At 62.5% G+C, this 14412-nt stretch carries 14 protein-coding genes; 6 read left to right on the top strand and 8 right to left on the bottom strand.

The features are described 5' to 3' along the window. Positions 1–79: 79 nt before the first annotated feature. From CSQ92_RS19075 to purB, 5 genes are all read right to left on the bottom strand, one after another. Positions 80–655 (bottom strand): YceI family protein, encoded by a 576-nt coding sequence (locus tag CSQ92_RS19075; RefSeq protein ID WP_034778892.1) that lies wholly within the window; start codon positions 653–655, stop codon positions 80–82. Next, complete coding sequence (locus CSQ92_RS29445) at positions 655–780, bottom strand: hypothetical protein (protein ID WP_257219280.1); 126 nt, start codon at positions 778–780, stop codon at positions 655–657. Before CSQ92_RS29445 ends, CSQ92_RS19075 begins: the two co-directional genes overlap by 1 nt. A 17-nt stretch (positions 781–797) precedes the next feature. Next, complete coding sequence (locus CSQ92_RS19070) at positions 798–1352, bottom strand: YceI family protein (protein WP_034778891.1); 555 nt, start codon at positions 1350–1352, stop codon at positions 798–800. Between the two features lie 43 nt (positions 1353–1395). Further along, positions 1396–1920, bottom strand: coding sequence for a cytochrome b (locus tag CSQ92_RS19065; protein ID WP_099395053.1), 525 nt, complete (start codon positions 1918–1920; stop codon positions 1396–1398). A 185-nt stretch (positions 1921–2105) separates the two neighbouring features. Beyond that, positions 2106–3485, bottom strand: coding sequence for an adenylosuccinate lyase (purB, locus tag CSQ92_RS19060; protein WP_070281806.1), 1380 nt, complete (start codon positions 3483–3485; stop codon positions 2106–2108). A gap of 277 nt (positions 3486–3762) precedes the next feature. Between purB and CSQ92_RS19055 the strand changes: the two genes are divergently transcribed. The 5 genes from CSQ92_RS19055 (at position 3763) to CSQ92_RS19035 (ending at position 11214) form a co-directional block, all read left to right on the top strand. Then, a complete protein-coding gene (locus tag CSQ92_RS19055; RefSeq protein ID WP_070281805.1) occupies positions 3763–4377 on the top strand; it encodes a glutathione S-transferase N-terminal domain-containing protein in 615 nt (204 codons plus the stop codon). 7 nt (positions 4378–4384) lie between these two features. Next, entirely contained in the window at positions 4385–5413 is a 1029-nt protein-coding gene (locus CSQ92_RS19050; RefSeq protein WP_099395052.1) for a LacI family DNA-binding transcriptional regulator, read from the top strand. A gap of 300 nt (positions 5414–5713) precedes the next feature. Beyond that, positions 5714–8008: a TonB-dependent receptor gene (locus CSQ92_RS19045; protein ID WP_099395051.1), complete on the top strand. Its 2295-nt coding sequence runs from the start codon at positions 5714–5716 to the stop codon at positions 8006–8008. A gap of 15 nt (positions 8009–8023) precedes the next feature. Next, positions 8024–9886, top strand: coding sequence for an alpha-amylase family glycosyl hydrolase (locus CSQ92_RS19040; protein WP_257219278.1), 1863 nt, complete (start codon positions 8024–8026; stop codon positions 9884–9886). After that, a complete protein-coding gene (locus CSQ92_RS19035) occupies positions 9883–11214 on the top strand; it encodes an MFS transporter (RefSeq protein WP_099395050.1) in 1332 nt (443 codons plus the stop codon). Before CSQ92_RS19040 ends, CSQ92_RS19035 begins: the two co-directional genes overlap by 4 nt. 182 nt (positions 11215–11396) lie before the next feature. On the opposite strand, the gene bfr is transcribed toward CSQ92_RS19035, so the two are convergent. Further along, positions 11397–11873 (bottom strand): bacterioferritin, encoded by a 477-nt coding sequence (bfr, locus tag CSQ92_RS19030; protein ID WP_034778875.1) that lies wholly within the window; start codon positions 11871–11873, stop codon positions 11397–11399. A gap of 421 nt (positions 11874–12294) precedes the next feature. Here bfr and CSQ92_RS19020 point away from each other — a divergent pair, with 421 nt between their 5' ends. After that, the gene (locus CSQ92_RS19020; RefSeq protein ID WP_070281800.1) at positions 12295–12975 is read left to right on the top strand and encodes a Fe2+-dependent dioxygenase; all 681 of its coding nucleotides are present in this window, start codon (positions 12295–12297) and stop codon (positions 12973–12975) included. A 213-nt stretch (positions 12976–13188) separates the two neighbouring features. Here CSQ92_RS19020 and CSQ92_RS19015 read toward each other — a convergent pair whose 3' ends face one another. Together CSQ92_RS19015 and CSQ92_RS19010 are read right to left on the bottom strand one after the other, a co-directional pair. Continuing rightward, the gene (locus tag CSQ92_RS19015) at positions 13189–13890 is read right to left on the bottom strand and encodes an energy transducer TonB (protein WP_052139928.1); all 702 of its coding nucleotides are present in this window, start codon (positions 13888–13890) and stop codon (positions 13189–13191) included. A gap of 17 nt (positions 13891–13907) precedes the next feature. Continuing rightward, positions 13908–14123 (bottom strand): (2Fe-2S)-binding protein, encoded by a 216-nt coding sequence (locus tag CSQ92_RS19010; RefSeq protein ID WP_034745611.1) that lies wholly within the window; start codon positions 14121–14123, stop codon positions 13908–13910. Positions 14124–14412 lie beyond the last annotated feature (289 nt).

Genomic DNA, 14412 nt, shown 5'->3' with positions numbered 1-14412 from the left:
CAGCGGATTCGCGCAGTGCATGCAAAAGCCCGCCTGGCTGCGGGCAGCGAGGCGGGCTTGTCATGCGGCAAGGCCGTGTTTAGTCGGCCTTGATGGCTTCCACCTGGATGGCCAGCTTGACTTCCGGCGAGAACGCCGGCATGCCGTAGTTCAGGCCAAAGTCGCTGCGCTTGAATTCCGCCGTGGCATCGGCGCCGCACACTTCGCGCTTGTAGCGCGGATGCATGATGCACTTGAACTTGCTCACGTTCAGCTTGACGGGCTTGGTCACGCCCAGCAGCGTCAGTTCGCCATCGACTTCCACCAGCTGGTCGCCGTCGAACTTCAGCGATTTGCTCTTGTAGGTGATTTGCGGGAATTTTTCGACGTTGAACATGTCCGCTTTTTTCGCGTGCGTGTTCATGGCGTCGAGGCCGAAATCGATCGAATCGGCGTCGATGACGAGGTCCAGGCTACCCGTCTTGGCGGCGCGGTCCAGGGTGACCGTACCCTTGGTCTTGTTGAACTTGCCGCGCCACACGGACATGCCCATATGATCGGCTTCAAAGCTGGGGAAAGTGTGCGTCGGGTCGAGGTTGTAGGTGTCGGTAGCGGCCATGGCCGAACCCACGCCGGCGGCTGCCAGCACGGCGATCATCAAGTGCTTAAGTTTCATCAATATCCTAAAAAGAATCGGTTGGTGGTGTGATTTGAATCAGTAACGGTTGAAAAACGTTCAGGGCCAAGCGCATTGCCGAAGGCAGTACGAATAGTACGACGAGGCAAGAGCAACGCAGCCATGGACGTTTTCTCAGGTGTTACTGCGCGGCGACGTGGAATTTGATGGTGACCTCGTCGGCAACCATGCTCGTGTCTTTCCACTCGCCTTCGCCGATGTTGTAGGTCAGGCGCTTGATCGGCAGGGCGCCGTCGAAGGCATATTTGCCGCCGTCGGCTTTGACCGTCAGGGGGAAGGTCACGTCGGTGGTCTTGCCTTTGATGCTCAGCTTGCCGCTGACCGTCAGCTTGCCCGCACCGGCGGCCTTGATGCTGCTCGAGACAAAGGTGGCTTTCGGGAACTGGGCCGCGTTAAACCATTCTTTCTTGGCCACTTCCTTGTTGTATTCGGGGTCGCCGATATCGATGCTGGCCGTTTCGATTTCCACCGAGGCTTTCGAGGCGTCCGGCGTGGCCGGGTTGTAATCGATGGCGATATTGAATTTCTTGAACTTCGCTTCCACGGGCACGTTCATTTGCTTGAACACGGCCGACACGCTGGTCTTGGCGGGATCGACTTTCAGCAGGGTGGCGGCGGTGGCGGCCACGGATAGGCCCAGCAGGGAAGCGAGGACGATGCGTTGGGTGGTTTTCATCTTATTTTTCCTGGAGTTTCAGTGAGCAAGGGTGAAGTCGGTGTTATGGCAGCATGCGTTTAAGTACGCCGTCTTTGTCGATAAATTGATGCTTCAGCGCCGCCAGCACATGGGCAGCCACGGCGGCGGCCATCGTCATGTTCAGAACATAATGAATCTCTTTTAAAAGTGGCTTAAGTTCCGGGTTCGGCGCCATGATGACGGGCAGCTGGAACAGGCCCAGATAGACTACGGGTACGCCGGAGGCCAGCGTGTACAGGTAGCCGGAAATGGGCACGGCGAAGATCAGCAGGTACAGCAGCACGTGCATGGCGTCGGCCGCCTTCTTTTGCCAGGCCACCATGCTGGCAGGGGGCGGCGGCGGTACGTTGGCCTTGCGCCACAGCAGGCGGATGGCGGCGATGGCCAGCACGGTCACGCCCAGCCATTTATGCCACGAGAAATATTTGAGCTTGGTGGGCGTCAGGCCGGGAATATCGACCATGACCAGGCCCATGATGAAGGCGCTGATGATCAGCAGGGCGGTCAGCCAGTGCAGGATGATGGCGGTGGTGGTGTAGCGTTGCATCGACGGCTTTCTTGAAAGTAGTACGTATTAGGACTAATTCGGCCTAATATACCAAAGAAAAGCAATTTACGCTGCGTGCTGGAGATTCTACAAGAAAGATTGCCGGAAAAACCGCGGGGCGGGCAGCATTTGTGTGCTGGCCGCCCCGCGGGAGTGGGATCGCATGATCCCCATGTGGAAACTGCTTAGATGGCTTTGGCCAATTGCGCCGCGATGCCGATGTAGTTGCCCGGCGTCATGGTCAGGAGCACGTCTTTGGCATCCTGCGGAATGGCCAGGCCATTGACGAAGGTTTGCAGCGCTTCTTTCGAGATGCCCTTGCCGCGCGTCAGCTCTTTCAGCTGCTCGTACGGGTTTTCGATGCCATAGCGGCGCATCACGGTTTGTACGGGCTCGGCCAGCACTTCCCACGTCGCGTCCAGGTCTTGCGCCAGGCGCGCATGGTTCACTTCCAGCTTGTTCAGGCCGCGCAGGCAGCTGTCATAGGCCAGCAGGGTGTAGCCCAGGCCCACGCCGATGTTGCGCAGCACGGTCGAATCGGTCAGGTCGCGCTGCATGCGCGAGACGGGCAGTTTTTCCGACAGGTGTTTCAGCACGGCGTTGGCCAGGCCCAGGTTGCCTTCCGAGTTTTCGAAGTCGATCGGGTTGACCTTGTGCGGCATGGTCGAGGAACCGATTTCGCCCGCTTTCAGTTTTTGCTTGAAGTAGCCCAGCGACACGTACGTCCAGATGTCGCGGTTCAGGTCCAGCAGGATCGTGTTGGCGCGCGCGAAGGCGTCGAACAGTTCGGCCATGTAGTCGTGCGGCTCGATCTGGATGGTGTACGGATTGAAGACCAGGCCCAGGCGCTGTTCGATGACGGCCTTCGAGAATGCCGGCCAGTCGAAGCCGGGGTAGGCCGACAGGTGGGCATTGTAGTTGCCGACGGCGCCATTCATCTTGCCGAGGATTTCCACTTGCTCGATGCGTTTCACGGCGCGCTGCAGGCGGGCCACGACGTTGGCAAATTCCTTGCCCAGGGTGGTCGGGCTGGCCGTCTGGCCGTGCGTGCGCGACAGCATCGGCACGTCGGCGTTGTCGTGCGCGATCTGCGTCAGCTTGGCCACCAGGCCGTTCAATGCCGGCAGCATCACGCCATCGCGGGCGGCTTTCAGCATCATGCCGTGTGAGGTGTTGTTGATGTCTTCCGAGGTGCAGGCGAAATGGATGAATTCCGACGCCGCCACCAGTTCCGGCACGTCCGCCACTTGTTCCTTCAGCCAGTATTCGACAGCCTTGACGTCATGGTTGGTGACCGCTTCGATGGCCTTGATGCGGGCCGCGTCGGCTTCCGAGAAATCGCTCGCCATCTTGTCGAGCAGGGCGCTCGCTTCTGCCGAGAACGGCTTGATTTCAGCGAAACCGGCTTGCGACAGCGCTTGCAGCCAGGAGATTTCCACTTTCACGCGGTGGTGCATGAAACCGGCTTCGGACAGGATCGGGCGCAGCAGATCGGTCTTGCTGGCGTAGCGGCCATCGAGCGGAGACAGGGCCGACAGCGTGGAATACGGAGTAGTAGAAGTCATGAGAGCGGACGCAAGTTAAAGAAACGGTTGGCGTGTGGCGCGCGGGGAGGGCAGGGCTATTGCAATACAGCAACACTGACGGCGCCACAGTAAAGGGCGATTTTACCACCGCTGGCCGCTGGCCAGCCTTCCGTCGGCCGTCGGCGCACCGCAATTTGGCCGAATCCGGCCCCGATGCGGCGTGCCTGCCACACACTGGGGGGCGCCGGGCGCGTGCTGCCAAACACCGCTGCCGCCGATGCTATACTGCTTGCTGCTCCTTTACCTTAAAGTACCTATGAAACTGATCGGTTCCCTCGCCAGCCCGTATGTCCGCAAAGCCCGTATCGTGCTGGCGGAAAAAAAGCTCGACTATGTCTTCGAGCTGGAAAACGTGTGGGTGCCGGAAACCCGCATCGCCCAGGCCAATCCCCTGGGCAAAGTGCCTTGCCTGGTGATGGAAGATGGCAGCACGCTGATCGATTCGAAAGTCATCGTCGAATACCTCGACACGCTCACGCCCGTGTGCAAGCTGCTGCCGGCCGGCGGCAATGGCCGCGAGCGGGCCGATATCAAGAATTGGGAAGCGCTGGCCGACGGCATCCTCGACGCGGGCGTGCTGGTGCGCCTGGAGCGCACGCAGCGCCCACCCGAGCAGCAAAGCGCGGCCTGGATCGCGCGCCAGCTGGAAAAGGTCACCCTGGGTCTGGCGGCGCTGGAAGCACGCCTGGGCGAGAGTGCGTATTGCGCCGGCAAGAACTACACCCTGGCCGACGTGGCTGTGGGCTGCACCCTGGGCTGGCTCAGCTTCCGCTTCCCGGAAATCGACTGGCGCGCGGACCATCCTGCGCTGGCCCGCCTGTTCGACAAACTGTCCGAGCGGCAGTCGTTCAAGGACACCGTGCCGCAGTGAGCGTCCGATGACCGGTACCAATTCGAAGGCGCAGCAGCGCCTGCAGATGGCCGATATCGCGCGCCTGGCCGGCGTGTCCACGTCCACCGTGTCGCGCGCCCTGAGCGGCAGTTCGCTGGTCAATGAAGAAACGCGCGCGCGCGTCATCGCGCTGGCCCGTTCGCTCAAGTACTCCATCAATATCGGCGCGCAAAACCTGCGCCTGAAACAGAACCGCACGGTGGGCGTGGTGGTGCCGTATGACGCGGCCACGCGCCAGCACCTGTCCGATCCTTTCTTTCTGAGCATGCTGGGCAGCCTGGCCGATGCGCTGACGGAGCAGGGCTTCGACATGCTCATTTCGCGCGTGGATGCGGAAACGCTCGATGCGGCCGCCCAGTCCTTCGATAGCGGCCGCGTGATCGGCATCATCCTGATCGGCCAGTGGCGCCACCATGAACAACTGAACCAGCTGGCCGCGCGCCAGGTGCCCATCGTCGTGTGGGGCGCGCAATTGCCGCAGCAGCTGTATTGCACCGTTGGCGGCGACAACGTCGTCGGCGGCAGGCTGGCCACGGAGCATTTGCTGGCGGCGGGACGCCGTCGCATCGCCTTCTTTGGCGACGCCAAGCTGCCCGAGGTGGCGCAGCGCCACCAGGGCTATGCGCAGGCGCTGGCCGCGCACGGACTGGCACCCGATCCGCAACTGTACGTGGCCGGCTCCTTCCTGCCGCAGGGCGGCGCGACGGACGTGCAGGAACTGCTGGATCGCCAGCTCCCGTTCGACGCCATCTTTGCCTGCAGCGACTTGCTGGCCATGAGCGCCATCAGCGCCTTGCGCGCGCGTGGCGTGGCCGTGCCGGAACAGGTGGCCGTGGTCGGCTATGACGATATCGAACTGGCCGCGTATTTCCACCCGCCGCTGACCACCGTGCGCCAGCCGATCCGCGCCGCCGGGCGCGCGCTGGTGGCTTCGCTGCTGGCGCTGGTCGATGGCGCGCCTGCGCCATCCCGGCAATTGCCAACCGAGCTGATCGTACGCGCCTCGGGCCGGTAAAGCGTGGTTGCAACCGATTGCAATAATTTCAAAATTCCCCGCTATTTTTCATGCTGCACGGCAGCATGAAAAACCCTGATCTCGTATCAATTTCCGCCTGTTTCCCTCTTTGCTGCCCGTAGCGCTCCTTTAAAAACAACATAAATTCCATGTTGCAGCGCTCGATTGCAATCGATTGCAATAAATTCTTATTCGTTGAATAATGACGTACCGGTTCAGCCAGCGCGCCACGGCATGCGGCGGCCAGGACTCATAACAAGCGGATACCTCGATGTATCGGCATACAACACTGGAGACAAGATGAAGACACGTACTGCTCAACGCTGCTGCATGGCCGCAGCCGTCGCCCTGGCCCTGCTGCAATGGGGCGCCGCCCAGGCGCAATCGGCCGGCGACACCGCCAGCGCCGCCCCCGCCGATGGCTTGAACCTGGAACGCATCGTGGTCACCGGCACCACCGGCGGCACGTCCAAAATGAAATCGAGCAATTCCGTCAGCAGCATGGAACTCGACACCATCCTGCACAACGCGCCGACCAGCGCCGCCGAAGTCCTGCGCTCGGTGCCGGGCTTGCGGGCCGAGTCCTCGGGCGGCGAAGGCAATGCCAACATCACCGTGCGCGGCCTGCCCATTTCCGCCGGCGGCGCGCGCTATGTGCAGATCCAGGAAGACGGCTTGCCGGTGCTGCAGTTCGGCGACTTCAACTTCACCACGCCCGACAGCTTCGTCAAGATCGATTCCACTCTCGACCACCTGGAAGTGGTGCGTGGCGGTTCGGCCTCCACCCTGGCCACCAACTCGCCGGGCGGCATCATCAATTTCATCAGCAAGAATGGCAAGGAGAAGGGCGGCAGCGTGGCGCTCAGCCGGGGCCTGGGCTACGACCAGACGCGCGTGGATTTCGATTACGGCGCGCCGGTTTCCGAGCGCACGCGCTTCTTCATCGGCGGCTCCTGGCGCACGGGTGAAGGCATCCGCCACAGTGGAGTCAACAGCGAAAAGGGCGGCCAGATCCGCGGCAATGTCACGCATGAATTCGACAGCGGCTTCGTGCGCCTGTCGTTCAAGCACCTCGACGACCAGTCGCCCACGGCCTTGCCGGTGCCGGTCAGCGTGCGCAATGGCCGCATCGGGGAAATCGCCGGCATCGACCCGCGCAAGGCCAGTTTCTATTCGCCGTACTGGGTGCCCGACATGGTGCTGAACAAGGATAACCAGCGCGTGGCCACCCGCGTCAACGACGGTCTGCACGTCAAGAGCGACACCGTGGGACTGGAAGCATCGTTCAAGCTGGGACAGGGCTGGAGCGTGAGCGAAAACTTCCGCTACGCCGACAATTCGGGCCGCTTCATCGGCGTCTTCCCGTCGAATAACGGCAGCGACGGCAGCTACGTGTTTGCCAGCGGCCCGCACCGGGGCCAGCCCTACACGGGGCGCGCGTTTTCCGCCGTGGTGTTCAACACCTCGATCGACGACGCCAGCAATACCCTGAGCGACACCAAGCTGGCCAGGACGTTTGTGCTCGACAGCGGCAAGCTGACCACCACGGCCGGCCTGTACCTGTCGCAGCAAAAGCTGGGCCTGACCTGGAATTTCAATGAAAACCTGCTGCAGGCCACGGGCGACCAGCCGGCGCTGCTGCAAACGGCGAGCAGCACGCCCGGCTACATCGGCCCGGCCTTCGGCGCCTGCTGTTCGCGCGCCGTCGACATGGAATACCGCACGACGTCGCCCTACGTAAACCTGGCCTGGGAAAGCGGCGCGCTGAACCTCGACGGCGGCTTGCGGCGCGACCGCCAGCACGCCAGTGGCACGGCCAACCAGGCCACCGGCGCGCAAGCCTATCTGCCGTCGACGGTGCAGCAGGTCGACTACACCCTGGGCCATACTTCGTACTCGCTGGGCGCGAACTACAAGCTGCAAGCCAACCTGGCCGTGTTTGCCCGCGTCAGCGAAGGCGTGGCCTTCAATGCCGACCGCATCCTGTTCGGCACGCCCCTGGATGGCAGCGTGCCGGTGGCGATCAACACCGTGCGCCAGCTCGAAGGCGGCGTGAAATGGCGGCGGGGGCCCCTGAGCACCTTCGTCACCGTGTTCCAGGCCAAGACGAAGGAAAGCAATTACGAGGCGACGACGCAGCTGCGCACGGCCAACAGCTATGAAGCGAAGGGCGTGGAACTGGAAGCGGCCTACAGCGCCGGCGACTTCCGCATCAATGGCGGATTGACGTTCACGGATGCCGAGATCACGGGCACGGCCGCGGCCGACGTGGCGCTGATCGGCAATACGCCGCGGCGCCAGGCGCGTGTCGTGTACCAGCTCGCGCCCACCTATGAGTGGGGACCTGCCACCCTGGGCGCCAGCCTGGTCGGCACGGGCAAGTCGTGGGGCGATGATGCGCACACGATCACCTTGCCCGCCTACCAGGTGCTCAACGCCTTCGTCAATTACCAGCTTACGCCGCAGATGCAGGTGGCGCTGACGGCGAACAATCTGCTCAACAAGATCGGCTATACGGAAGTCGAGGGCGATGGCCACGCGGCCCGCTCGATCACGGGGCGCGCCGTCAAGGTCAGCCTGAAATACGCATTTTAAGCAAGGATAGGATTCATGATGTCGATACGTAGCCCCCTGGCGCGCCTGCTGGCGCCGCTCCCCACGCATTTGCGCGACGATGCGGCGCGCCGCTATGCGCGCCAGGAGGCGGTCCTGCTCGACCGCCTGGGCAGCCTGTATGGCCAGCGGCCGGATTTCCTGCCCTGGCTGGGCGACCTGATGGAAAGCGTGGGACGGCTGTACGCGGCGCGCGCGCCGGCGCTGCTGCGGCAGGATGCGCAGCGCGAAGCGCAGCCGGACTGGTTTGCCAGCCAGTCCATGCTGGGCTACAGCGCCTACGTGCAGCGCTTCGGCGGCAGCCTGCAGGGCGTGGCCGCGCGCATTGCCCATCTGCGCGAACTGGGCGTGACGTATCTGCATTTGCTGCCGTTTTTGCGGCCGCGTGCCGGCGAAAGCGATGGCGGCTTTGCCGTCGCCAGCTTCGAGGAAGTCGACCCTGCGCTGGGCAGCAATGCCGACTTGCTGGCGTTGACGGCGCAGCTGCGCGCGGCCGGCATCAGCCTGTGCTCGGACCTCATCCTCAACCATGTGGCCGACGACCATGCGTGGGCACTGGGCGCCAAGGCGGGCGATCCGCTGCTGCGCGATTTTTTCCACACTTATCCCGACCGCGTGCAGCCGGACCATTACGAGCGCACCGTTGGCCAGGTCTTCCCGCAGGCGGCACCGGGCAATTTCACCTTCGTGCCGGAGCTCCAGCGCTGGGTCTGGACCACGTTTTATCCCTATCAGTGGGACTTGAACTACGCCAATCCAGCCGTCTTCGCGGCCATGGCCGGCGCCATGCTGGGCCTGGCCAACAAGGGCATCGAGGTGTTCCGCCTCGACTCGACGGCCTTCCTGTGGAAGCGCGAAGGCACGGATTGCATGAACCAGCCCGAAGCCCACAGCCTGCTGCAAGCCTTGCGCGCCATCGCCGCCATCGCCGCGCCTGGCGTGCTGCTCAAGGCCGAAGCCATCGTGCCCACCCCCAAGCTGCCCGCCTACTTTGGCAGCGATAGCGCGCCCGAATGCCATATCGCTTATCACAGCAGCCTGATGGCCGCCGGCTGGGGCGCGCTGGCGGAGGAAAGCACGGACTTGCTGCAGCAGGTGATCGCCGCCACGCCGCCGCTGCCGCCGGCCGCAAGCTGGCTCAGTTATGTGCGCTGCCATGACGACATCGGCTGGAACGTGCTGCTCAATGAAGCGGGCGCGGACGGGCCGGCGCGCCTGGCGCGCATTGCGCAGTTCTTTGCCGGTGCTGCCGGCAGCTATGCGCGCGGCGCCGCCTTCCAGAGCAGCAGCGCCGACAAGGCGCATGGCAGCAACGGCATGGCCGCCTCGCTGGCCGGCCTGCAAAGCGCCACCACGGTGCAGGAGCAGGAATACGCGTTGCGGCGCCTGCTGCTGCTGCATGGCCTGGCATTGAGCTTTGGCGCCTTGCCGGTGCTGTACATGGGCGATGAACTGGGCATGACCAACGACGACAGCTACACGCAGCGCGCCGACCGGGCGATGGACAGCCGCTGGCTGCAGCGTCCCGCGTTCGACGACAGCTTGCTGGCATGGCGCCACGATGGCGTGAGCGCCAGCGGCCGGCTGTACCTGGCGCTGCGTCAGCTGATCGACGCGCGCGGGCGCTTGCCGCCATTGGCCGCCGCTGCGCCGCGCAGCGTGCTGCCCGCCGACACGCCGGCCGTGCTGGCGCTGCTGCGCGGCGACGCGTTTCTCAACCTGAGCAATTTCAGCGGCGCCAGCCAGCGTTTCACCTTGCCCGCGGGCGAATGGCGCAACAGCCTCGATGGCAGCGTGCTGGCCGGCACCGTGGGCCTGCAGCCATGGCATATGCTGTGGCTGGAAAGGGAACCAGCATGAGCGACGCCACCGCGCACCGTCCGCATCTGTCGTTCTGGCAGATCGTCAACATGAATGTCGGTTTTTTCGGCATCCAGTTCAGCTTTGGTCTGCAGCAAAGCAGCATGAGCCCCATCTACAAATACCTGGGCGCCGATGAAGCGAGCCTGCCGTACCTGTGGCTGGCCGGTCCCATGACGGGGCTGCTCGTGCAACCGCTGATCGGCGCCATGAGCGACCGCACGGTGACGCGCTGGGGCCGCCGCACGCCGTACTTCCTGATCGGCGCCATCCTGTGCAGCCTGGGCCTGCTGGCCATGCCGTTCAGTCCCACCCTGTGGATGGCCGCCAGCCTGCTGTGGATACTCGACGCGGCCAACAATGTGACGATGGAGCCGTACCGCGCCTTTGTCAGCGACAAGCTCGACAAGAAGCAGCACTCGCTGGGTTTTCTCACGCAAAGCGCGTTTACGGGACTGGGGCAAACGCTGGCCTACCTGACGCCGTCGCTGCTGGTCATGCTGGGCATGAACAAGGATGCCGTCAATGGCAGCCATATCCCGCACATCGTCATCGCCGCCTTCCTGATCGGCGCCGTCTTTTCCCTCGCCTCGGTGCTGTGGACCCTGAAGACGACGCCGGAAAACCCCCTCACGGCGGCCGAGCTGGCGGCCATCCGCAGCCGCCCGCCGGGCTGGCGCCACACGCTGGCCGATATCGGCGCGGCCCTGCGCGACATGCCGCCGACGATGAAGCAGCTGGCCATCGTCAACCTGTTCCAGTGGTACGCCATGTTCTGCTACTGGCAGTACATTGCGCTGTCGCTGGCGGCGACCCTGTTTCACACGACGGATCCGGCGTCGCAAGGCTTTCGCGACGCGGGCCTGCTGAACGGGCAGGTGGGCGCCTTCTATAATTTCATCGCCTTTGTCGCTGCCTTTGCGCTGGTGCCGTTCACGCGCCGCTTCGGCCCCAAGCGCATGCACAGCCTGTGCCTGTGCGCGGCCGGCGTGGGCATGCTGAGCATCCCGCTGATCCACAGCCCGGCGCTGCTGTTGCTGCCCATGCTGGGCGTGGGCCTGGCCTGGGCCAGCATCATGGGCAATCCCTACATCATGCTGGCCGGCTGCATTCCGCCCGAGCGCACGGGCGTCTACATGGGCATCTTCAACATGTTCATCGTCATCCCGATGATCATCCAGATCTTCACCCTGCCGCTGTATTACCGCAGCTGGCTGGGCGGCAATCCGGAGAACGTCATCCGGCTGGCCGGCGCCCTGTTGCTGTGCGCGGCGGTGGCGGTGCTGTTCGTCAAATTGAACGGGCGCCAGGGCGCTGGACGGCTCTAAGTACAGGCGTAAAAAAACCGGCAATTGCCGGTTTTTCTTGTTCCACCAACGATGTTACGACACCTGACAAAACCGTAGCGAGCGGAAGGAAGAGGTGGCCGAGAAGCGCAACCGTACTCTAGTACGGTGAGCATCGCAGGCCACCTATGCCGACGCGCAGTAGGTTTTGGCAGGTGTCCTCATTACTCTTCAACAGCCATCTGACTTTGCAGGTAATTCTGGATGCCGATCTTGGCGATCAGGTCGATCTGCGTTTCCAGCCAGTCGATATGCTCTTCCGTGTCTTCCAGGATCATCAGGAACAGGTCGCGCGAGACGTAGTCGCCCGCTTTTTCGCTGATGGCGATGCCTTCCTTGACGGTGGCGTGCGCGGCGCGTTCCAGCTTCAAGTCGCATTCCAGCATTTCCGGCGTGTTCTCGCCGATCAGCAGCTTGTGCAGCGCTTGCAGGTTCGGCAGGCCGTCGAGCATCAGGATGCGGTCGATCAGCTTGTCGGCGTGTTTCATTTCGCCGATCGATTCTTCGTATTCTTTCTTGCCCAGCTTTTCCAGGCCCCAGTGCTTGTACATGCGTGCATGCAGGAAGTACTGGTTGATGGCCGACAGTTCGTTGGTGAGCTGTGCGTTGAGCATGCGGATGACTTCTTTATCGCCCTTCATGGGATTTCCTTTGTTCTGTAGTGCGTTCGATGATGAAACCGGAGGCTGCTGGCGTTCACTGCCGGGTGGCTCGGGCTGCCTGGTGGCGCGCAGGTTGCCGGTTTCGCTATGCCCGCATGATAGCGCAAAATATGGGCAATTTCGGGCGGTAAACGGCATTTTTCCGTCTTTTTAACGTAAATATCGTGCGAATAAAACCCATTCTCAAATGGATTGCCACATTTTTCCGTTTTTTATTTGTTAAGGAAAATGAAGGCCATTCTCATTCGCGTTCCCGGTGCTGTTTTGCTGCCGCTGGCGCGCGCGCATGGCCGCGCTGAAAAGGCGGGAAATGTTGGTCCGTTCTTGCTTTTGTGTCTTCTTGGCCGTTGCCTGCGATGCGATAATCAGGCAGCGATGTTTACTGAAAAAGGATAGCAAGATGATGCTGCATATACCCGGCGTGCTGACGCCGGAACAGGTCACGCATTTTCGCCAGCGCCTGGCGCAGACGGACTGGGTCGACGGGCGCGCCAGCGTCGGGGCGCAAGGCGCGCAAGTCAAGCGCAACCGCCAGCTGGCCGAGGGTTCGCCGCTGGCGCTGGAACTGGGCGAGATCGTCAGCCGCGCGCTGATGGCCAATCCGCTGTTCTTTGCCGCCGTGCTGCCGCTGCGCATCCTGCCGCCATTCTTCAACAGCTATGCGGGCGGCGAGCACTATGGCCTGCATATCGACGGCGCCATCCGCACGCCGAAAAACGGCATGCAGTCGATGCGCGCCGACGTCTCGTCGACCGTCTTCCTGAGCGAGCCGGACGAGTACGAAGGCGGCGAGCTGGTGGTGGTCGATGCGTATGGTACGCACGAAGTGAAACTGCCGGCCGGCGACGTGATCGTGTATCCGTCGAGCAGCGTGCATCAGGTGCTGCCCGTCACCAGTGGCGAGCGCATCTGCTCCTTCCTGTGGACGCAAAGCATGGTGCGCGAGGACTGGAAACGCAGCATGCTGTTCGAGCTCGATCAGAACATCCAGAGCGTGCGCGCAGAGCACGGCGATTCACCGGCGACGGTGGGCTTGACGGGGCATTATCACAACCTGCTGCGGATGTGGGCGGAGATGTAAAAAGGGTCAGTCGCTGCGCGAGCGGAATGGGCCCCATTGGGGCCCATTCCCCCCTCGGGGCTGACCCCCAAAAAAAAGTCTGCCTGGCCCGGGGATGTAGGCTGGCAGACTGAAACAAGCAAATCGCTTGACTAAAAACAGGGCACAAAAAAGCAAGCAGGGCACGTGGTGCGGTGCTTGCGGGCTGGCAGCGGCGCAAGGGCCGCCGGAAGGCTAGCTCAGTTGGAAGGTCAGCGGCACTAGAACGTAGACAGGTACGGGCTTGCCGTTTTCGATCATCGGCTTGAACAGCGCGCGCTGGGCGGCCTGGCGGCCCGCTTCATCGAGGTTGTTGTAGCCGGTCGATTTCTGGATCAGGATTTGCTCGGGCAAGCCCTTTTCATTGATCAGGATGCGCAACACCACGGTGCCGCTTTCACCCAGGCGGCGCGACAGATTCGGGTAGATCAGTTGCGGTGCCTTGATGTATTCGACGCTGCTGACGGTACGCGGCGTTGACGGCGCTGGTGGCGTTGGCGACGGTGTCGATGGCGCTGTCGGCGCGGCGGTGGCAACGGGTGCCGCTTCGGCGCGCGTCGGCTGCGGCGGCGTGATCGTCGGCTCGCTCGGTGCCACGGCGATCAGCGGCAGCGGCGGGATCACGGCGCGTGGCACGGGAGCGCTCAATTCCACGGTTTTCGGTACGGATGGCGCCGGCGGCTTGGGCGGCGCCGGCGGGGCGATGATGCTGATGGTGGTGATGGTCGGCATGGCCGCCGTGACGACTTTGCTCAGCAAGCCGCTCTGGATCGCGTAGAACCCGGCCAGATGCAGGACGACGATGGCCATCAGTGGCGCGAATTTGTTGCGCTTCTTGTCGAAGTCGGCAAATTGCTGCACGGCCTGCACCGTTACGGGCGGGGGCATCATCGTCATGGCGTTTATCGCTTTCTTTAGTTTGTCAGTACAGCTCGCATCAATACGGTTTCTTGCAGCGCCACCGTGGCGTTCAGGTGATCGTTCAGCACTTCCCGCGCGCAGGTGTGGCATTTGCCGCAGCAGGTGGCCACGCCCAGGTCGCGGCGCAGTTCGGCCATGCTGGACAGGCCAAGATCGACGGCTTGACGGATTTCACGATCAGATATGTTGTTGCAGACACATACAATCATTGATACACCTTCTGGCTGGAGGATGAACAGACACTAGTGCTGGGAAGCATTGTTGCTAGTGTTTTAATGAGAATCATTATCATTACGTTTCATTGTCGCGCAAAGTGGGGGACAATGCAAGCGATTTTGATCAAGTGTGCGGCACTTGGCAGCCTGGCGCCGCAGCTTGATATGCGATTCGCGCGCATGTCGCAGCCCTTGATGGGGGCGGCTCTCCGGGCTAAATAAAAACTATTCGCATTCATGTTTATAATGCTGGTATTGTCTCGGACGGTTGCCGTCTGGACAG

The sequence above is a fragment of the Janthinobacterium sp. BJB446 genome (assembly GCF_002735655.1).
GTDB lineage: Bacteria > Pseudomonadota > Gammaproteobacteria > Burkholderiales > Burkholderiaceae_D > Janthinobacterium > Janthinobacterium lividum.
This window is presented reverse-complemented; position numbering and strand designations above follow the sequence as displayed.